Raw genomic sequence first — 18,332 nt, forward strand, 5'->3', positions numbered from 1 at the left:
TATATGTGTGGTTGATTTAAGTATTCACTCGGTGAGTTTATTTATCGTTTAGTTAACGTTCGTCCATTGTTGAATAATTTAGAAGTTAGCAAAATTCGGTTAGAAAGAAGTATGTTTATGAGCCAATTGTTTTCAATTCATCAAGTTTAATCCTCTCCTTTTCCTGAATCCCGTTCAGGCAATGTCGATGACTAACCGTTCTATGGGTAAAAGACACGCTCAGATCGCTTTATCAATTTGAAGGTAAATAGGTAAAGAACGAGAAAAGTGTCGAAAATTCTGTTGACCTGACTACAACTTCATAGTTTATCTTTACTACTGAAATGAGGGAGAAGTGGATGTATCGCATATCTGAATTAGCGGAGCTCGTTGGCCTGAGCCGTTCAACGCTTTTGTACTATGGAAAGTTGGGTTTGATAGAAGCTCAACGCACCAATAATGGTTATCGAAGTTATTCCGAACGCGACTTGCAGCGTGTGAAATTGTTGCAGCAGTTACAAGCGGGTGGACTGACGTTGAAAGAGTGTCAGGCGTGTTTGGATGCCAAGGTTGACCGCTCCTTGTTACAAAACCGACTCGAACAATTGGACGAAGAGATCGCTCAGAAACAGCGTTCGAGAGATCTTTTATCGGCCTTGTTAGGCGAGAGTGGTTTGCAAGATTGGCATGAATCGATGGACAAGGTGGCGCCTGATGCGCATCTCGATTGGCTCATTAAGCAAGGCTTTGATGAGAAGCAAGCACTGCGACTGAAATGGCTTTCAAAAGACATGAACGATCATGACCAGTACATGGCGGATTTTGAGGTGATCTTTGAGGGTTTACAGCGTTTAGGGCCAGGAACAGCGGAAGATACTTTAGCGGCGTTGGTACACGTTTCGGTTTCTCCTAAACGTGTGCTTGAGATCGGTTGTGGTAAAGGTATTGCCACCTCTGTGTTAGCGAAAGCCTTAGTAGAACATCAAGTGGATGTGCAAATAACGGCGGTAGATAATGATCAACCGAGTTTAGATGTTCTGACTCAGCAAGCACAGGTTCTTGGCTTAGAAAGCAACGTCAAAACCGTATGCGCGAGCATGATGGATCTGCCGTTTGAAGCTAAGTCGTTTGACCTAATTTGGTCGGAAGGCAGCGCTTACATCATGGGTGTTGAAAAGGCGCTAAAGCAGTGGCGAAATTTACTCAGTGATGACGGCATATTGGTCGTTAATGATTTGGTGTGGAATACCGAACAACCTAACGAATCGAGCAAAGCGTTCTGGCAGAAAGAGTACCCGGACATGACGACGGTTTCCGAGCGTATTAAACAGGCAAAAGCAGCGGGTTATGAAGTTTTGGATCACTTTGCAATGAGTGACGCTGGTTGGCTTGCGTATTACCAGCCCTTTCAAAAGCGAATAGAAGCGCTTAAAGCAACGATGCCGAACTCAAAAGCGCTCGTCGATTGCGACAATGAAGTTAAACAATTTTTCGATAGCAGCACATCAAAGAACGGTTTGGGTCAAGAGCCTTCGAAAGGTTCTGAACAACGTGATTTTGATTATCAGTTCTTTGTGCTCAAGAAATTAAAGTAAATGAGTAACACCATGAAATTTAGGCAATATAATTCAAATGAAATCGAAACGATCACTCAAGTTTTCACTCAAACCTTTACGGATTCAGAAGGTGAGAACGAAGGTAAAACTTTGGGTGAGCTTGCCAACGATCTTTTAACGACCACAGCTCCGACAGAGCTATTTTGCTTTGTTGTTGAAGATGATTCTAGTGAGTCGGATGCGGATAGTACGATTGTAGGCTCGATTATCTTTACGTCGCTTTCATTTGACGATGAAACCAAGGCATATTTGCTTTCGCCAGTCGCGGTGAGCACTCAGGTGCAAAAGCGTGGTATTGGTCAGCGCCTGATTAACTCCGGTTTGCAGCTCCTAAAAGAGCAGGGTATTGAGCTTGCAGTGACGTACGGTGATCCTAACTACTATTCAAAAGTGGGCTTTGAGCAAATTACCGTTGAGCAAGTCCCTGCGCCCTTTGAATTGAGTTTCTCTCACGGTTGGTTGGCTCAATCGTTGACTGGTGGTGAAATTAAAGTAACAAGTGGCAAGTCGAGCTGTGTTAAAGGCTTGGCCCACGCAGAATATTGGTAGCCGCTTGCAAAAAAATTGAGAAAAAGAGAAAGCCCATCAGGTGTTTGCCTGTTGGGCTTTCTTGTTATGAACGAAGACATTCTTCTGGCTTCAATGTATAAATTGAACAACTGTTCAAAATAACACTTGAACGATCGTTCTTGTTTGATCTATATTGTTTTTACACCAACGGAGAACATTCATTAATTGCTCCGTGATTGAATAACTTTAGAACCGAAAATTGATAGGGATAGAGCAATGAGCAACTTCAAAATTCACTCAGTAGAATCCGCGCCAGAGCAAAGCCAACCTATTCTTGAGGGCGCTAAAAAGCAGATGGGCAGAGTGCCGGGCTTGTTTGGTGTGTTGGCTGAATCTCCAAACACACTTAAGGCTTACACTCAGCTTCATCAGGCGTTTAGTGACTCATCTTTCGATGCTGAAGAGCTAACGGTTGTTTGGCAAACCATCAACGTTGAACACGAATGCCACTACTGCGTTCCTGCACACACTGGCATTGCACATTCAATGAAGGTCGATCCTGCAATCACCGAAGCACTGCGTAATCGCACAGATTTACCCACTGAAAAGCTGCAAGCCCTGCATGATTTTACGCTGAGCATGGTACGTAACCGCGGCAATGTGCCTGAAAGTGAAATGGCAGCATTTTTCGAAGCGGGCTACGGTCAGCAACAAGTGCTAGAAGTGATTCTTGGCCTGTCTCAGAAAGTGATCAGTAATTACGTAAACTACGTTGCTAAAACGCCAGTCGACAAAGTTTTTGAACAGTTCGCTTGGCAAGGGTAATCGTATTTAACTAACCATCGTATTTAAGCAACTCAAGATATGATAATGATGAAAGCCCCACTCAGTTGAATGGGGCTTTGTTGTTTTGGTCTAAATGGTAATTAGAAAGGTAACCTAACGCACGTGCTTAGCGATTATTTTCGCTAGTGTTACAACCCCTTCTTTCCACTCTTTGCTCTCTTCAATATTGGCGACAGTGAAGCGCAGGCAATGTTTATATTGGTCGTTGGTGCCAAATACTGTTCCGGGTAAGATCCCGAGCTTATGCTTTAAACAGTCTTGATAGACTGCGTAGCTATCGACCGATTCAGGCAGTGTTATCCAGTTTAAAAAAGAGCCTTCCGGTTTTGATAGGTGGTATTGCCCGACAAGGTGTGGGTAGCTATCTAGTGCTTGTATTAACAGGCTTTGGAATTGCTTTTGATTGGTTTGGTAGAGCCGCTTCATCTTAGACAAATGACTGCGATATTTGCCGGTCGTGAGGAATTGCCCCACCGCCGATTGCATTAGGTTTGAGCTGCCCATGTTGTCGCATAAAAGGTACTTTTCGACCAAAGGTTGGTAGCGCCCAGACAGTAACCAACCGATTCGCAAGCGTGAGTCTAATGTTTTAGACAGTGAGTTGACGTAGATGACTCTATCTTGATCATCAAGCTCTTTGAGGCTAGCGATTGGTGTATCGAATGCCAAGCTACCGAACACATCGTCTTCGATAATTGGCAAAGATCCGGTGATCTCCAGTAATGCTTTTCGATTCGCCAATGGCATCCGTGAACCGGTTGGATTAGTAAAGTTTGGCGTTAGCAGTAAGGTTTTCACTTCCCATTTGTCCAACGCACTCTGTAGGGATGGTATATCAATACCGTGGCTAACGCTGCTTGGGATTTCTAAAGCTTGCAATCCAAGTGATTCAAGTAAAAGTAGATTACCGAAATAACAGGGCGACTCGACCGCCACGATGTCGCCGGGCTTGGTGAGCGCACGCAAAGCTAGACTGATCGCCTGTTGAGCACCATGAGTAATTGCAATCTCTTTCGAGCCCGCAGGCACACCAAGATCATGAGTGATCTTTAACAATTGCTTTACTAATTGCTCGTCGCCGGGGGGTAGTTGGTAATAACCGGGAAGCTGAGTTTGTAATCGACTGTGACGGCCAATCTCGGCATACAAGCTACGAATCGCAGGATTGTTGATGTTCGGGTGCGCGGAGCCTGCCAACAGTTTCAGGCGACCTTTTGGACGAGAGAGTACCGATTTGGTGACAGACAACAGATCGACTTTTTGAGGTTGGCTTGATGCATCCCAGCTGGTGGTGTTCGGTGCTTTCACGCGATAGCCAGATTTAGGTACTGAATAAACCCAGCCTGTGGCTTCCAGTTCTTGATAGGCGCGAATTACGGTATTTTTGCTTACGCCAAGCTGTTCGCTTAACTGGCGGATCGAGGTAAGGCGATCGTCTGGATGAAAGAGCCCCTTATCGATCTGAGCCTTAATATGTTGTTCGGTAGCAAGGTATTTATTGCCGCTGAGTTCTGCTTCCACGTGTTTCTCCCTCGTTGCACACTCTCAATCTGTAACCATTTAAAGTGTTATATCTGTATCTTTATTAGTTATCTGTACCCAACTAAGGTAACAGCATTGATGAAGAGTTGACCAGAGGTTTGTAATGCTGATTAAAATGATTCCGTTTGTGTTTGTAATATTGTGGTCGTCAGGTTTTGTCGGCGCACGTCTTGGTGTTGAATATGCCGAACCCGCAACATTACTTTCATTGAGGATGGTAGCCAACGTGGCGCTGTTCTTGGTTTTGATTGCAATCCTTAAGCGTCGTATTCCTCGTGGTCGAGCATTCTTCCACGCAAGTGTGGTTGGCATCTTGATTCATGGTTTCTACCTTGGTGGCACCTATCTGGCGATTGATATAGGTATGCCCGCCGGGTTGAGTTCTCTACTTGTTGGCTTACAACCGATTCTTACCGCATTGATTATGATCAGCTGTACTTCGCAGCGTTTTAATTTTGCACAGTGGTTGGGGTTAGCGCTTGGTTTTGCGGGTATTAGTTTGGTGTTGATGGGCAATATTGAATGGCAGTCAGACGACCAAAAAGGCTTGGCAACGTTATTGTGTTTGGTTTCTTTGGTGGGTATTACCTGCGGCACTTTGTATCAGAAGCGCTTCTGTCAGGGGACAGATATGGTCGGCGGTGCGATGGTGCAATATTTGGCTTCTGCCGCGTTGTTTCTGCCGTTCGCAATGCGTTACGAAACTATGCAAGTAAACTGGACGATAGAATTCACGTTGACTCTAATTTGGCTGGTGGTCGTTCTGTCTTGTGTTGCCATCCTATTGTTGCTTTACATGGTAGAGCACGGTGCATCTTCAAGTGTGGCTTCGGTCTTTTACTTGGTGCCACCGACGACAGCAATCCAAGCGTGGCTTATTTTCGGTGAGTCGTTCGACATGTATGGCGCGATGGGCTTTGCTTTGTCTGCTGCGGCGGTTTATTTGGTGGTGAAAAAGCCTGAGTTAATTAAGGCTCGTAGGCGAACAGTGTTAGAGCGGTAGTTTGTATACCAAACTCATCCTACTAAAAATCGATGACTAGAAACAAAAAAGAGCCTGAATATTCAGGCTCTTTCTATATAAAATATTGGCTAGCGACTTTTGATTAGCGCTTCATCAAGCAAGCGTAAGCCGTTGTAAACGGTGCTTCTTGGTATTGCTTAAGGCCAGTTTCTTTGAACTTCATCATAAGAGGGTTGCGCTTAAGGCTCTCCTTGATGTCAGCAGGTGATACAACGGTTACGTCTAGGCCGTCGATCAACTGAATTGCTGCTTCTAGTTTGAAGCCGAAGCCACCGCCAGCAAATTTGCCTTTAGTCTGACGTTGGCGAATTACAACTTTTTCTACTTGGTAATCTTCCATTAACTTTGCAAAAGAGAATTGAAAGTCTTTCATATTCTGTGTGTCGTTTGCGTCGCTAATCGCAACCTTAGAAACTCGGCAATCAGGAATGTTAAATACGCCGTCTGACAGAGAAAGAAGACAGATGACTGCATCGTTACCTTTGATTTCAACACCACAAATTTTCATGTTCTTACCTACTTATTTTAGAGCCCTACATTATGGTGTTATTTCTAACACTTCTCCAGTATTTGCGCGTATCAGCAGCAAATAAGTCTAAATCAGAGAGTATTTTAGTCGCCGAAAGTTAACCTTTGATTGAAAAAGCATCACACGAATTTACGGTATCGTTTGCTATGAGATGAAGCTCACAAAAGCTTAGCGGGATTTTATATGTGTGCTGTATATTGCGCGCGCATCCCTATTTGAAGTGTGGTTATTAATCCCAATGAATATCAATAATCTTTCGATTAAGAGTAAAATCGCGATCCCGCTGTTGGTGATTGTGATTGTTTTTTCTACCGTTACTGTGCTTAATGTCATTAGATCTAATGCTCAGGCTGCGATTAATAACGAGCTCAATAATGTGGTTCAGCCAGTGCTAGATAACCTAGAAGATGGCTACCGAGATATCTACCAAATTATCGCTTCGGCACAAGGTCTGTTGCTTGCGAAAGACCAAGCGGCGGTCGAGTACCAAAAGTTTGAATTTAAAGACAACGCTTACAAAGCGGTTCCTCGTTTTCAAAGTGTCGAAACCTTGTATCAAGCGGGCGTGTTGGACCCATCTTCACGTGGCGAGTTAGCAAAGCTTGTTAACGCGATGAGCAAGTGGGTGGCACTGCACGAGCCAATGTTCGCTGATCCAGCAAACGCAGACCAATACAATATTGATTACTCGCCAGCGCTTGACGCAGAGTTTGCGATCATTCGTACTCAACTGCGCGATATCCGAACTCTGATCGAATTGAAACAGAAAGAGCTTCGCCAGCAAGCCGATGACTCTATTGAATCGAGTAAGTTGATCATTGAAGTGGGTATGGCCGTTGCTGTTTTCGCTGCACTTTTCGCTATGTGGTTATCCAATCGCTTTATCGTTCAGCCAATCCAGAACGTAGAGAAAGCGATGAATGAGATCGCATCGGGTGACGGTAACTTGTCTCAACGTATGAAGGTCGAAGGTAATGATGAGATCGCTCGTTTAAGTTCTGCTTTCAACCAGTTTGTTGGCAAGATCCATGTCACCGTCGAACAAGTTATTTTTACATCGAATGCGGTACGCGCTGAGATGGAAAACATTAAATCGTTAACGCAAAGTGTTGCTGAATTTTCATCGAACCAACAGCGTGAAAGTGAAGTAGTCGCGGCGGCGGTTCATGAGATGCAAGCAACCAGTGAAGTGGTGATTGGTAATGCATTAGATGCGGCAACCGCCAGTAATGTTGCCAATCATGAAGTGGAATCGGCAGACACCACGCTTGGCTTGACCGTGACTTCGATTGAACGCCTTGCGCAAGATATCGAGAACGCGGGCGGTGTTGTTCAAGAGCTGGACACAGACGTGAAGAACATTGCCTCTATTTTGGGAGTTATCAAAGGCATTGCAGAGCAAACCAACCTACTTGCTTTGAATGCGGCAATTGAAGCGGCACGAGCGGGTGAACAAGGTCGTGGCTTTGCGGTTGTGGCTGATGAAGTTCGAGCGCTTGCGAGTAAAACTCAAGACAGCACTGGCGAAATCCAATCAATGATTGAACGCTTAGAAGTGGGTGCTAAACACGCGGTTGGTGTGATGACTGAAAGCAAAGTGAGTGGCGAGAAAACCATTGTTCAAGCAGGAACTGCAGCATCTTCATTGAGTGAGATTCGTAACTCAATTGGCAAGATGAATGACATGAACACACAAATTGCTACGGCGGCTTCGCAACAGTCTCAAGTGTCTGAAGAAGTGAATAAGAATGTTCAACGCATCGCTGAAAGCACCATGCAAATGGTTGAGATGGCAAGCAGCGCAGAAAATGCATGTATGGCATTGGCTGAACAGTGTGAAGCGCTAGATAGCCTTGTGTCTCAGTTTGAAGTGTAATTTTCAAAATTAGACAGACGAATATGAGCTGATAATGGTTGCTCGTATTGAGTCCCATTAATCAGCGGTGAACGACAAAAAAGCCCGCACTCTATGAGTGCGGGCTTTCTTTTTGACTAGGTGATCAGTCTTTTGACTAGGTGATCAGTTTTTAGACCTGATCAATCATTCGGTGTTAGCTGCTGCGACCGTCTTTGTATGTGTAACGGTAGTCAACTTTTACGTTCGCTTGGTAATGAATGTCACCGCTCATGTTAGTGATTTTCTTCACTTCCATATTCGCGTCATCAATCTTGAACGAATCGTATTTGGTTGTCTGTTGGAACTGTGGCAGTTCTCTTGAAAGCTCAAAAGGTGTTTTTGCGCTTAACTCATCCATAAGGTTGGTGCCTGCATCGTATGCTTCCGCTTCAGTAACAAATGTATCAGATTTTAGCGTTGTTTCTTGAATTGTTGTTTTAGTTGCTGCAAACGCAGTGGTGCTGAGTACAAGAGTTGATACAAGTATGATTAACTTCTTCAAAGGGATACCTTACTTTGTTGTACCAGTGTTTTAGAGATTCTCACCCTAGCAATAGGGGATGAGGTTAATGTTAGGACAAAAATATGGTTCTGTAAGGGAATGACTATAGGTGCCGAAGATTAATGCACAGCGCATATCAAGCAAGGTGACACTGATATCTAACTTCAATACACTGTATGGGTAACCAAAGTTCAGCATAAGGTAAAGGCATGGCCAATTGGGAAGGGGTAAGTGAGTTTGTTGCAGTGGCAGAGCGTGAAAGCTTTACTGGTGCGGCGCAGAAGCTCGCTACGTCGGTGGCTCAAATCAGTCGTAGAGTAGCAAACCTCGAAGAACGACTCGCAGTGAAACTGCTCAATCGAACGACTCGAAAGGTGTCTCTTACAGAGGCTGGGCAACTCTATTACCAACAATGTAAGTTGTTGGTCGAAGGTTTAGAAATTGCTGAGCTTGCGGTCACGCAGATGCAATCCACACCCAAAGGCTTACTGAAAGTCACCGCGCCTGTGACTTATGGTGAGCGCCAACTCGCCCCAATACTGCATCAATTCTTAAAGCTTCACCCGCAAGTAGAGCTTGAGCTGATGCTGACCAATCAAAAGCTCGATCTTATCGATTCGGGTGTTGATGTTGCGATTCGTCTTGGCCGCTTGGAAGATTCAAGCCTTGTGGCAAAGAGGCTGTCTCAACGCCAACTTTATGTATGTGCAAGCCCTGAATATATTGAACGTTATGGCGAGCCGCATACATTATCAGAATTAAATAATCACCAATGTTTAGTCGGTGGATTTGAACATTGGCGTTTCAAAGAAAATAGACGCCCTCGCTCAGTTCGTGTTAATGGGCGAATTAGGTGTAACAGTGGACTAGCCTTATTAGACGCAGCTAAGCAGAGCATTGGCTTGGTGCAGTTGCCTGAATACTATGTGAGTGAAGACCTTGATTCTGGTGAGTTGGTTGAGGTGCTGTCCGATTATCGAGATGACAAAGAAGGGATCTGGGCGCTTTATCCTCAGAACCGCAACTTATCTTCAAAGGTTCGCCTGCTGGTGGACTTCCTTTCTGAGCAATTGGATTAGTGTATGGCTTAAAACCTCCACCGATAAAAACGGGCTTCAGAATAGAGATTCTGAAGCCCGACGTGTTTTAGGATTAATTATCGTTTGATTACGGCTTACTAGACCGAAAATGTATTAGACGGTGAAGCGATCCACCAAGTGATACAGCTCATTTGCACGACTGTTGAGGTTTTGGCTACCTGTACGGTTTTGATTCGCGAGTTCTGCCGATTGTGAGCTTTGGTCAGAAATCACCACGATGCGTTGAGATATTTCTTGTCCTACAATATTTTGCTGTTCAGTGGCTGTCGCAATAAGCGAGTTCATGTCCATGATGGTATCAATCGACGCTTGGATCTTCGCCAGTGCTTTGGCTGCGGCATTCGCTTCTTCCACGGTTTGCGCACTTCGGTTTTGACTTGAATCCATCGCTTTCACAGCAGCATCTGAGGCAGCTTTAAGTTGCTCAATCATCTTGTGAATGTCGCCAGTGCTTTCTTGAGTACGGCTTGCCAGTTTACGAACCTCATCGGCAACCACAGCAAACCCACGACCTTGTTCGCCTGCACGTGCAGCTTCAATCGCGGCATTCAACGCGAGTAGGTTAGTTTGCTCGGCAATGTCTTGGATGACCGCCAACGAAGAGGAGATATTCTGCACATCACCTTCTAAACGAGACACGACAGTGTTGGCTTCTGATACTTCGCTCGCTAGGCCTGCCACCGAATCTGCAGCGGCGTTTACTATCTGTTGCGCTTCTTTGGCATTGCCCTCTGCAAGTTTAGCGGAATCCGCCGCTTGGCTAGCGTTGCTCGAGATCTCTTGCGCCGTTGTGGTCATTTCAGTCATCGCCGTTGCAACTTGTTCAGTCTCTTCACGTTGCCCAGTAGCAATCTCGTCGACCTGCGCAGCACGAGAAGACATGTTAGATGTCTCGGCTACGACTTGCTGACCGACATCACTTACGCTGCGAATGATGGTTTGCAGGCTTGCCACAAAGGCATTGAAGTTCTCGCTGAGTTTTGTGAACTCGGGCGCTTTGAAGGTTTCCATTCGAGCGGTTAAGTCAGCTTCGCCACTCGCGAATGCGCTGATTGAACGATCAAACTGCTCGAGTGGTTGCATGATGGTACGGTTGACGGCAACGGCAAACACAGCAACTACTAGGGCAATCAAACCACAGAATATAGCGATGGCCGTCAATGAGCTTTGTAACGCAGCATTTGAGCTCTCTTTCATCTCTGCGATGACCGCATCGATGTCGTCAGTATAGAAGCCTGTACCTAGCATCAAGTCCCACTGGGGAACGAATATCGAGTAGCTCAGTTTCGGTAGGGCTTCGGATTGACCAAGTTTTGGAAAGTAGTAGGTGGTGAATTCACCAAGCTTTGAGTTCTTGATCAAGTCACGAATCAGGTAGTTGCCTTTTTTGTCTTGCAGGTCGTAGTAGTTGTTACCAATACCATCGTTGTTTTGTCCAACAACCACTCGAACGCCTTTAGAGTCATAGCCAAAGATGTAGCCAGATTCGCCATATTCGAGTGTTCTTAATGTTGGTAAGGCTTCTTCTAATGTTGCACCTCTATCCAAAAATGGGCTGATCGAAGAGTAGGCCATTTGTAGATACGCTTTGAGTTCCTTTTCTTTCATCGCCATCATATTGCTACGCGTCGATTCAACTTGCTGTGCGGTTAGCTCGGTGCTCTTCATATACGTCACGCTCATCATGCCAATTGCCATTAGTAGCAACGGAATGAAAGAGAGAATATAAAGGCGGTTTTTGATGGTTAGGGTCATGTCACGCTTCCTGTGTGATTATCTCATGCAATTTTCAACACATTATTAATGTGGTTTTAAAATGTAAATGGACTTGTTGTTGAATTGTTATCCAGAAATGTTTTTGTTTTATAAACATGATGGCGGTTAGGTTTTTGACGTTAGAAGCCTTGCAACTAGGGGCTTAATGATAAAAAGAGCGGTTTGTTACGATGCTTTTGAATTTGGCGCTGCTTTGGTAGAATGCGACGCTTTGTAGCACCCTGCTATGTCTATTCGTTAAGTGAGAAAGATTCATGAACAAAAGCCATGTGACTATTGGTTTAACTAACCCAAAGAGCCCGACAAACGTTGGTGCTGTTATGCGCGCGGCTGGTTGTTACCAAGTCGACGAAGTTAAATACACAGGGCAACGCTACGAAAAAGCCGCTAAATTTCATACCGATACCAAGAGTGCTGCGCGTACTATCCCACTAACGGGTGTCGAGTCGTTTTTGGATAACCTTGATCCAGAAACTAAGATCGTTTGCGTAGAACTCGCAGAAGGTGCAACACCACTACCGCGTTTTAAACACCCAGAAAATGCCATTTATATCTTTGGCCCTGAAGACGGCTCTATTTCTCAAGATGTCGCCGACAGAGCCGATCATGTTGTGTACGTACCAACAGTTGGCTGCATGAACTTGGCAGCGACAGTGAATGTGCTGCTTTACGATCGTCTTGCTAAATCTGATGAAATGGATGAGAGCAACGAACTGATTAAGAAAAGCCGTGATAACCGTAACCATCTGCTAATCAAAGAAAAGTAATTCTCTGCTTCTAGTGTTATCTATCCCGTACGCAATCGGATATTATCTTGAGTTCATCATCAGATAATTGAAGGGTTAGATAACACCATGGAAGACAAGCAATTACTTGCCGCGCTACAGCAACACTCTGTCCTCGATCTCTATCAGTTATTCCAAGAAGTTGGTCAAAACCGCTCTTTGTATGCATTACTAGAGAGGTTATCTTCCCTTAAAGAACATCATCAACTGAGTACTCGTCTTAGCCCTTTTAAGCCTCATATCGAAGGATTGCTAGCTCAATTTGATAGCGCCACGCCAGATAGCGAGATCCTCAAGGCAGTCGCTCTTCAGTCTGAGATTCAACAACGAGGCCACAGCATGAGCCGTTACATCATGACATCAGATAACCATCGCCATTTTTCCCCAAGTGCAGATCTAGTCATGTTTGGTGATTCGATCACCGAATGGGCCCCGTGGGCGGATATCTTTCGCGATGTTTCGATGGTCAACCGTGGCTTAGCGGGTGACACCACAACTGGCATGTTGCGCCGTATTGATACCACGTTGAATGTGAAGCCAAAGCTGGTGTGTTTTATGGCAGGGATAAACGATTTAGCTCAGGGTTATGATGTCGACCATATCTACCAGAACTACATTGATATGCTTAAGGTGTGGCAAGAAAATGAGATTCGCATATTGGTGCAATCAACGCTTTATGTTGGCTCTAAACTGCAAGGTTTAAATCCGTCGGTTGAACTGCTCAATAGCAAGCTAAGCGAGTACTGTACACAGCAAGGCATTGCGTTCTTAGATGTGAATTCAGTATTGTCGCCTAATAAGCTGTTGTCGAACAAGTACTCGTGTGATGATCTGCATTTGAATGCGAAGGCTTATCAAACTTGGGCTGAGATACTTCAACCTACGATAGCTGAGCTACTAAAATAGACTCACGCAAATAAATAGAAAAATAGACAGCTAATTAAACAGATAGACCGTTAACCAGCTTAGCTAATACAAGAAAAGCCAAACCCTAGATTTGTTTCGCGAACCATAAGGACATCAATGTGAACCTAAGACAATTGGAAGTCTTTTACGCCATTATGCAGACCGGAACCGTATCTGGAGCCGCTCGCAGCTTGCATGTGTCGCAACCAAACGTGACCCGTATTTTGGCGCACACGGAGCAACAACTTGGGTTTGGCTTATTCGAACGAGTTAAAGGGCGCTTAGTACCAACGGTTGAAGCGAAAACCTTGCTGCCAGAAGCGGAAAAGGTCTATCAGCAACTGGGTCAATTTCGTTCTTTGACCAACAAAGTCAAGCAAGGACATCAACATTTACGCATTGGTGCGCCACCGATTCTAGCCACTAAATTGCTGACACCAGTGATCGCCAAAATGTATTGTGAGCAATATTCCAGTAAACAAGAGATTTCTTTTGAGTTACTGACAGCAAACCGTGATGAGTTGTGTGAAGGTTTACTCAAGCATGAACTAGATATTGCTATTGCTTTTGGCGATGAAGCACCGCCTGCGATATTAAGTGAAACGCTATTAACCGAATCACTAAAGGTTTTGGTTCCTTCCAATACGGTTGATCATTTCCCCGCGGAATTAACGTTAGATGATCTGATCAATTATCCGCTGCCAATCATCGGGCTCGATAGCCGCGATCCATTAGGCCTCCTGTTACATCAAAGCCTTATTGCACGCGATGAGCATTATCACCACCCGATATCTGTACGTGGGTATAGCGCGGCGGCGGAACTGGTCAAGCACCAAGCGGGGTTTGCGATTGTTGATCCGTGGACGGCAGAGCAATATCAAAATGACGATGCGGTCTGTGTGTTGCCGCTTCAACCAGACATCCAATTTTCGGTATCGATGCTTTGCGCAGAGCACACCCCTCAGTCGATTTCCGTTAAGCAATTTATCGCTTCATTGAAAATCCATACTCACCCTATAACTTAAGGTTATAGGCTCGCCATAAATAGGCATTCGGCAGCTTCGAAGTTCTTAATTAAAGTAAACCCATACAAGGGCTTATTAATTAGGAATACTCATGTCGATCGCTCAACCTTACCTTCTTTTTCTTGGGGATGTTACTGACCCACTCGCTGCAAAAACAGCTCGCGGTATTCATCAATGGCGACCAGAAATCTGCCTAGGTCAACTGCGTTTAACGGGTGATACCGTTTCACTGGGCTTAACGGATATGACCCTGCAAGAGGCGCAAGCGCAGGGCGCGAAGACGCTAGTGATTGGTACCGCAAATCCGGGTGGTGTTATTCCTGATTCTTGGCAGTCAACCATTATGGCCGCTGCAGAAATGGGATATGAGATTGCATCTGGCATGCACCAACGATTGAGTGAATTTTCACCGCTTGCTGACATGCAGCAACAAGGATTGACTAAGCTTCATGATGTACGCCATTTTGACGGTGTTCTTAATGTTGGTAACGGTAAGCTTCGTCAAGGTAAGCGCCTGCTTACTGTCGGAACTGATTGCTCAGTAGGCAAAATGTTCTCGGCATTAGCGATTGAAAAGTCGCTTAAACAAGCGGGAACATCCGCTCAGTTTAAAGCGACAGGGCAGACAGGTATTTTGATTGAAGGCAGCGGTATTTCGATTGATGCGGTGGTTGCGGATTTTATTTCTGGCGCAGTTGAAGCGATTAGCCCTGATTTTACCGACCACGATTGGGACATCATTGAAGGGCAAGGCTCTTTGTTCAACCCTTCGTTTGCAGGCGTGAGTTTGGGTCTTTTACATGGCGCACAAGCTGATGCCTTAGTGCTGTGTCATGAAGTTGGGCGACCACATATTCGTAACCTTCCTCATGCTAAATTACCAAGCATAGAACAGACGATTGAAGCCAACTTGCAAGCGGCGCGACTGACTAATCCAGACGCGAAGCTGGTGGGTATCTGCTTGAACACGTCGGCGATTAGCATTGAAGAGGCTGAGACATTGTGCCAAGAATGGACCACACTCTATCAAGTGCCAGTGACGGACCCAGTGCGCTTTGGTGTACAACACATTACTGATCATTTGCGACATTCACTTTAACGACTTCATCATTTCTACGTTTCCATTTGTTAAAGTGAACATCAACCGAGTGAAATTATGAAGATTACAGCTGAACCCATTATTATCGCGATGCAAACGCCTTTTCGCATCTCTCGTGGCAGTCGAACTGAGTGTCACGTTGTTCGTGTTTACATTGAACATGGTGGCAAACGAGCTCAGGGCGAATGCACGCCTTACCCACGATACGGCGAGTCATCGGAGTCTGTGTTAGCGCAAATCCAACAAGCGTCTAGCGCACTTGAAGCTATGTTTGAACGAGGCGTTACTGATCCGGCAGAGCTAAGAGATCATCTTCAGTCTTTATTGACCGGAGGGGCAGCGCGAAATGCGGTCGATTGTGCGCTTTGGGAGCTTGAAGCCAAACAACATGACCAGGTCTTCCCAAATAGCCTGTTTGAGTTACCGAATCAAATCGTGACAGCCATGACCGTCTCGATTGGCACGCCAGAAGCGATGGCGATTCAGGCTCGAGACTATGTCGCAAATGGAGCGAAACTCTTAAAAGTGAAGCTTGATGGAGAGCAAGTGGTAGAGCGTGTTCGCGCGGTACGAGAAGCTGCGGCAGATGTTCAGATTGTACTGGATGCCAATGAAGCGTGGACAGGGCTGAATCTCGAAGAGTTGTTTAATCAACTAACAGAGTTTGATATTGCGATGATCGAACAACCTCTTCCACAGCAGCACGATGCGTCACTGGCACACATCAATCACCCGATCCCACTGTGTGCGGATGAAAGCTGTCATACTACTTCACAGCTCTCATCGCTGTTGGGTAAGTATGAAATGGTCAACATCAAACTCGATAAAACGGGCGGTTTGACTGAAGCATTGGTTCTTGCAGAAGAAGCCAAAAGGCTAGGATTTACGCTGATGTCTGGTTGTATGCTTGGTACATCATTAGCGATGCGTGCAGCTCTGCCTATCGCCGTTCAATCTGAAATCGTCGACCTCGATGGCCCAGTCTTACTTGGTCAAGATGTAACACCAGCACTGACTTATCGAGATGGGATGATTGTTCTTTAAGTTCCTAACAAATTAGCTAGGAATCTCTCCATACAAAAATCGCATAAGCGTTAACTTATGCGATTTTTTGTTTGTACCGTTTTACAGAGATAAGTAAACCATACTGCAACTACTCACTTGCTTCATTGAGTGGGGTGTACTGAACTGCTAAATACAACCCACCTAGAAAATGCAGTGCTTGGCAAAATCGCCCGCTTCATTAGCCGTCCAGTCACCTTTAGGCTTTTCTTTCATATCCGCACACCAAGCTTCACTGCCAACCTCGGTACAAGCCATTAATTGAGTAGCAAGGAAAAGTATCAACGCGATTTTCTTCATAATAAACATTCCGTTGTGGTCTAAATTTCTGCTTATAACTGTATCAAATCCCACAAGTGATTGTTATAGCTGCTAAGAACTTAAGGGCGTTAATAATGATGTGGGGTTGAGCTGAATTCGAGGGACGGTAAAGAAGCGAAGGTTTGCTTGGCTTTAAGATCGAAAAAGCCAGCAACGTATGCTGGCTTTGAAATTCTTAATAAGTTTCTATTCTTTATTTCGCTTTAACTACTTATCGATTTATACCAATTTCATCTCTTGGATGATGTCCGAAGCAATCTCTGGCTTCGTGCTTGTTGGTTTCTCGTGTAGGTCGGCTTTCAATTGTCCCTTACGGTTACTTAGGCCCGCTTCAAGTTTCTTAAGTGCTGCAGCGATAGCTGGGTACATAACATCGTCTGTCGATTTTGCTGTTACTCGTACACCTTCGTAGTTGGTGAATACTTCAACCTGATGTTGACCGTGTTCTTTAGTAATGATGATGTCGCAACTGATCAGTGATGGGAAATGGTTAGATATCTTCTCGAATTTACCTTCGATGTCTTTGCGTGACTCGTCGTTAATTGATACATGATGTGTTTGAACATTTATTTTCATAAATCATACCTTTCCAATGACTGTGTCATTTAAACGTAGCAAACATCGCATAGATTAACCAACTGAGAATTAGCACATGTGTGATTGACTTCAGTGTTATCAAATATTCTCTTGTTACTCCCTTGAAAGTCCGATGAACTGATCGCATATTATGTTTCGTGTTTTAAAGACATGTTCAAAAAAACTCCATCCTTGATAATTTGCGCTAACCTACAGAGAATTCCCAGTGAATCTCTCTTTATCGGTTTTATAATTCCGAACTTGTCACTCCATTGATTTTCTTTCCAGCTCACTCACTTTTTCTTCTTTGATTAAAAAATCAGCTTAAGTTACTAATTTATAGACACTCAACTGCCCACTCCATATTGAAGTGAAACTCTCCTGCTGTGAGTTGAGACTCGGGTATGGTAATGCGTGCTCGAATATCGACTTCTTTATTGGATGCCAGTTGATCGACAGGAAATTCGACGCCCTGACGCCAATAATTAATGTCACCTTCATAGCGAACCGGCGTTTCGACTTTGAATCGCACAAGTTCTGAAATGCGAGACTCATCAATTGAGCCTAGATCAATATGTTGCAGTTTGAGCAACAATCGAGAATCTTTGCGATTGGACTCAAGCTTAAGCGTTATCGCTCGGCCATCGTATTCTCGGCCACTGAATTTAAGCCGTTTAAGCGTATTAAAACCATCAAAGCCATTAAGATTGATGCAGAAATGCTGGAGCTGTTAGGCAGTGAAGATGGCAACACGGCGATGATCAAAGTGAGCTGGGATGAGAAGGGAATGAAGGTCTATAAGGATGGCTACTTAGCGGATTATGAGTACGGGATTGCCCCTCATGAGATGCAAGAAAACTACGAATTAGCACCTAAGTAACTCGATTCGATTGCAGAAAAGCGCCTTACTTATTAGTGGGCGCTTTTCTTTTGCTCACCAAAGCATGACGAAACTCACACTTTTCTGACAATTAATGACTCGTTGTGCTAGTATGCGCCGCTTGTCTTTGTAATTGATAAAAAACGCATTACCAAAACAGACTTTTCTGTTTACCTGCTTGTAATGACCTCATTCAGTTTGGCCTGACTTGGCTGAACATCTGCATTTTGCTCGGACGCAAAGAGAGTAGTTTTCACTACTTCACTATGTACATTTGAGAGCACCATCTATCAAAGGCCTTTTAGAAACAGCCTAGTTAGCGTGAACTATGTTCTGCGTGAAGGGTTTCGTTTTTCC

General features: G+C 44.8%; 18 protein-coding genes and 1 pseudogene. 12 read left to right on the top strand and 7 right to left on the bottom strand.

Features of this window, described 5'->3' with window-relative positions:
* The first annotated feature begins 338 nt into the window (after window positions 1-338).
* The 3 genes from BCU07_RS16065 to BCU07_RS16075 all read left to right on the top strand — a co-directional run bounded on the left by BCU07_RS16065 (window position 339) and on the right by BCU07_RS16075 (window position 2,930).
* Window positions 339-1,574 (top strand): MerR family transcriptional regulator, encoded by a 1,236-nt coding sequence (locus BCU07_RS16065; protein ID WP_017069793.1) that lies wholly within the window; start codon window positions 339-341, stop codon window positions 1,572-1,574.
* Complete coding sequence (locus tag BCU07_RS16070) at window positions 1,575-2,144, top strand: GNAT family N-acetyltransferase (protein WP_017064937.1); 570 nt, start codon at window positions 1,575-1,577, stop codon at window positions 2,142-2,144.
* Window positions 2,145-2,381: 237 nt separating this feature from the next.
* Window positions 2,382-2,930, top strand: coding sequence for a carboxymuconolactone decarboxylase family protein (locus BCU07_RS16075; protein ID WP_102429240.1), 549 nt, complete (start codon window positions 2,382-2,384; stop codon window positions 2,928-2,930).
* Between the two features lie 114 nt (window positions 2,931-3,044).
* Here BCU07_RS16075 and BCU07_RS16080 read toward each other — a convergent pair whose 3' ends face one another.
* Complete coding sequence (locus tag BCU07_RS16080; RefSeq protein ID WP_102429239.1) at window positions 3,045-4,472, bottom strand: PLP-dependent aminotransferase family protein; 1,428 nt, start codon at window positions 4,470-4,472, stop codon at window positions 3,045-3,047.
* Window positions 4,473-4,596: 124 nt separating this feature from the next.
* On the opposite strand from BCU07_RS16080, the gene BCU07_RS16085 reads away from it, so the two are divergent.
* Window positions 4,597-5,496 (top strand): DMT family transporter, encoded by a 900-nt coding sequence (locus tag BCU07_RS16085; protein ID WP_102429238.1) that lies wholly within the window; start codon window positions 4,597-4,599, stop codon window positions 5,494-5,496.
* A gap of 103 nt (window positions 5,497-5,599) precedes the next feature.
* Here the strand turns inward: BCU07_RS16085 and BCU07_RS16090 are convergent, their stop codons facing one another.
* The gene (locus tag BCU07_RS16090) at window positions 5,600-6,025 is read right to left on the bottom strand and encodes a DUF3010 family protein (protein ID WP_017071370.1); all 426 of its coding nucleotides are present in this window, start codon (window positions 6,023-6,025) and stop codon (window positions 5,600-5,602) included.
* Between the two features lie 259 nt (window positions 6,026-6,284).
* On the opposite strand from BCU07_RS16090, the gene BCU07_RS16095 reads away from it, so the two are divergent.
* Window positions 6,285-7,922 carry a methyl-accepting chemotaxis protein gene (locus BCU07_RS16095; RefSeq protein ID WP_102429244.1) on the top strand — a complete coding sequence of 546 codons (1,638 nt, stop codon included), beginning with the start codon at window positions 6,285-6,287 and terminating at the stop codon, window positions 7,920-7,922.
* Between the two features lie 175 nt (window positions 7,923-8,097).
* Here the strand turns inward: BCU07_RS16095 and BCU07_RS16100 are convergent, their stop codons facing one another.
* Window positions 8,098-8,445, bottom strand: coding sequence for a DUF3316 domain-containing protein (locus tag BCU07_RS16100; RefSeq protein WP_102429237.1), 348 nt, complete (start codon window positions 8,443-8,445; stop codon window positions 8,098-8,100).
* A 209-nt stretch (window positions 8,446-8,654) separates the two neighbouring features.
* Between BCU07_RS16100 and BCU07_RS16105 the strand changes: the two genes are divergently transcribed.
* Window positions 8,655-9,524, top strand: a complete 870-nt coding sequence (locus BCU07_RS16105) for a LysR family transcriptional regulator (protein ID WP_102429236.1) — start codon at window positions 8,655-8,657, stop codon at window positions 9,522-9,524.
* A 114-nt stretch (window positions 9,525-9,638) separates the two neighbouring features.
* Here BCU07_RS16105 and BCU07_RS16110 read toward each other — a convergent pair whose 3' ends face one another.
* Window positions 9,639-11,300 carry a methyl-accepting chemotaxis protein gene (locus BCU07_RS16110; RefSeq protein WP_102429235.1) on the bottom strand — a complete coding sequence of 554 codons (1,662 nt, stop codon included), beginning with the start codon at window positions 11,298-11,300 and terminating at the stop codon, window positions 9,639-9,641.
* 275 nt (window positions 11,301-11,575) lie between these two features.
* On the opposite strand from BCU07_RS16110, the gene BCU07_RS16115 reads away from it, so the two are divergent.
* From BCU07_RS16115 to dgcA, 5 genes are all read left to right on the top strand, one after another.
* The gene (locus BCU07_RS16115; protein ID WP_017061674.1) at window positions 11,576-12,088 is read left to right on the top strand and encodes an RNA methyltransferase; all 513 of its coding nucleotides are present in this window, start codon (window positions 11,576-11,578) and stop codon (window positions 12,086-12,088) included.
* A gap of 87 nt (window positions 12,089-12,175) precedes the next feature.
* Window positions 12,176-13,012, top strand: coding sequence for an SGNH/GDSL hydrolase family protein (locus BCU07_RS16120; protein ID WP_017061675.1), 837 nt, complete (start codon window positions 12,176-12,178; stop codon window positions 13,010-13,012).
* 119 nt (window positions 13,013-13,131) lie between these two features.
* Window positions 13,132-14,037: a LysR family transcriptional regulator gene (locus BCU07_RS16125; protein WP_102429234.1), complete on the top strand. Its 906-nt coding sequence runs from the start codon at window positions 13,132-13,134 to the stop codon at window positions 14,035-14,037.
* A 91-nt stretch (window positions 14,038-14,128) separates the two neighbouring features.
* The gene (gene dgcN, locus BCU07_RS16130; protein ID WP_017061677.1) at window positions 14,129-15,136 is read left to right on the top strand and encodes an N-acetyltransferase DgcN; all 1,008 of its coding nucleotides are present in this window, start codon (window positions 14,129-14,131) and stop codon (window positions 15,134-15,136) included.
* A 57-nt stretch (window positions 15,137-15,193) separates the two neighbouring features.
* On the top strand, window positions 15,194-16,180 hold the full coding sequence (gene dgcA, locus BCU07_RS16135) for an N-acetyl-D-Glu racemase DgcA (RefSeq protein ID WP_102429233.1): 987 nt from the start codon (window positions 15,194-15,196) through the stop codon (window positions 16,178-16,180).
* A 162-nt stretch (window positions 16,181-16,342) separates the two neighbouring features.
* Here the strand turns inward: dgcA and BCU07_RS16140 are convergent, their stop codons facing one another.
* The 3 genes from BCU07_RS16140 to BCU07_RS16150 all read right to left on the bottom strand — a co-directional run bounded on the left by BCU07_RS16140 (window position 16,343) and on the right by BCU07_RS16150 (window position 17,687).
* Window positions 16,343-16,498, bottom strand: coding sequence for a DUF3012 domain-containing protein (locus tag BCU07_RS16140; protein ID WP_017061679.1), 156 nt, complete (start codon window positions 16,496-16,498; stop codon window positions 16,343-16,345).
* 240 nt (window positions 16,499-16,738) lie between these two features.
* A complete protein-coding gene (gene hpf, locus BCU07_RS16145; protein ID WP_017061680.1) occupies window positions 16,739-17,095 on the bottom strand; it encodes a ribosome hibernation-promoting factor, HPF/YfiA family in 357 nt (118 codons plus the stop codon).
* A gap of 337 nt (window positions 17,096-17,432) precedes the next feature.
* On the bottom strand, window positions 17,433-17,687 hold the full coding sequence (locus BCU07_RS16150) for a hypothetical protein (protein WP_017066890.1): 255 nt from the start codon (window positions 17,685-17,687) through the stop codon (window positions 17,433-17,435).
* A gap of 60 nt (window positions 17,688-17,747) precedes the next feature.
* Between BCU07_RS16150 and BCU07_RS16155 the strand changes: the two are divergent.
* Window positions 17,748-17,975, top strand: a pseudogene (locus BCU07_RS16155) (hypothetical protein); the annotation flags it as partial.
* Window positions 17,976-18,332 lie beyond the last annotated feature (357 nt).

The organism is Vibrio sp. 10N.261.54.E10 (genome assembly GCF_002877735.2).
GTDB classification, from domain to species: domain Bacteria; phylum Pseudomonadota; class Gammaproteobacteria; order Enterobacterales; family Vibrionaceae; genus Vibrio; species Vibrio crassostreae_C.

Excerpts from the sequence above, each read along its gene's own strand:
- BCU07_RS16065 (WP_017069793.1), top strand. The coding sequence starts at position 339 with ATGTATCGCATATCTGAATTAGCGGAGCTCGTTGGCCTGAGCCGTTCA.
- dgcA (WP_102429233.1), top strand. The coding sequence starts at position 15,194 with ATGAAGATTACAGCTGAACCCATTATTATCGCGATGCAAACGCCTTTT.
- BCU07_RS16115 (WP_017061674.1), top strand. The coding sequence starts at position 11,576 with ATGAACAAAAGCCATGTGACTATTGGTTTAACTAACCCAAAGAGCCCG.
- BCU07_RS16110 (WP_102429235.1), bottom strand. The coding sequence starts at position 11,300 with ATGACCCTAACCATCAAAAACCGCCTTTATATTCTCTCTTTCATTCCG.
- BCU07_RS16090 (WP_017071370.1), bottom strand. The coding sequence starts at position 6,025 with ATGAAAATTTGTGGTGTTGAAATCAAAGGTAACGATGCAGTCATCTGT.
- BCU07_RS16085 (WP_102429238.1), top strand. The coding sequence starts at position 4,597 with ATGCTGATTAAAATGATTCCGTTTGTGTTTGTAATATTGTGGTCGTCA.
- BCU07_RS16070 (WP_017064937.1), top strand. The coding sequence starts at position 1,575 with ATGAGTAACACCATGAAATTTAGGCAATATAATTCAAATGAAATCGAA.
- hpf (WP_017061680.1), bottom strand. The coding sequence starts at position 17,095 with ATGAAAATAAATGTTCAAACACATCATGTATCAATTAACGACGAGTCA.
- BCU07_RS16140 (WP_017061679.1), bottom strand. The coding sequence starts at position 16,498 with ATGAAGAAAATCGCGTTGATACTTTTCCTTGCTACTCAATTAATGGCT.
- BCU07_RS16105 (WP_102429236.1), top strand. The coding sequence starts at position 8,655 with ATGGCCAATTGGGAAGGGGTAAGTGAGTTTGTTGCAGTGGCAGAGCGT.
- BCU07_RS16120 (WP_017061675.1), top strand. The coding sequence starts at position 12,176 with ATGGAAGACAAGCAATTACTTGCCGCGCTACAGCAACACTCTGTCCTC.
- dgcN (WP_017061677.1), top strand. The coding sequence starts at position 14,129 with ATGTCGATCGCTCAACCTTACCTTCTTTTTCTTGGGGATGTTACTGAC.
- BCU07_RS16095 (WP_102429244.1), top strand. The coding sequence starts at position 6,285 with ATGAATATCAATAATCTTTCGATTAAGAGTAAAATCGCGATCCCGCTG.
- BCU07_RS16075 (WP_102429240.1), top strand. The coding sequence starts at position 2,382 with ATGAGCAACTTCAAAATTCACTCAGTAGAATCCGCGCCAGAGCAAAGC.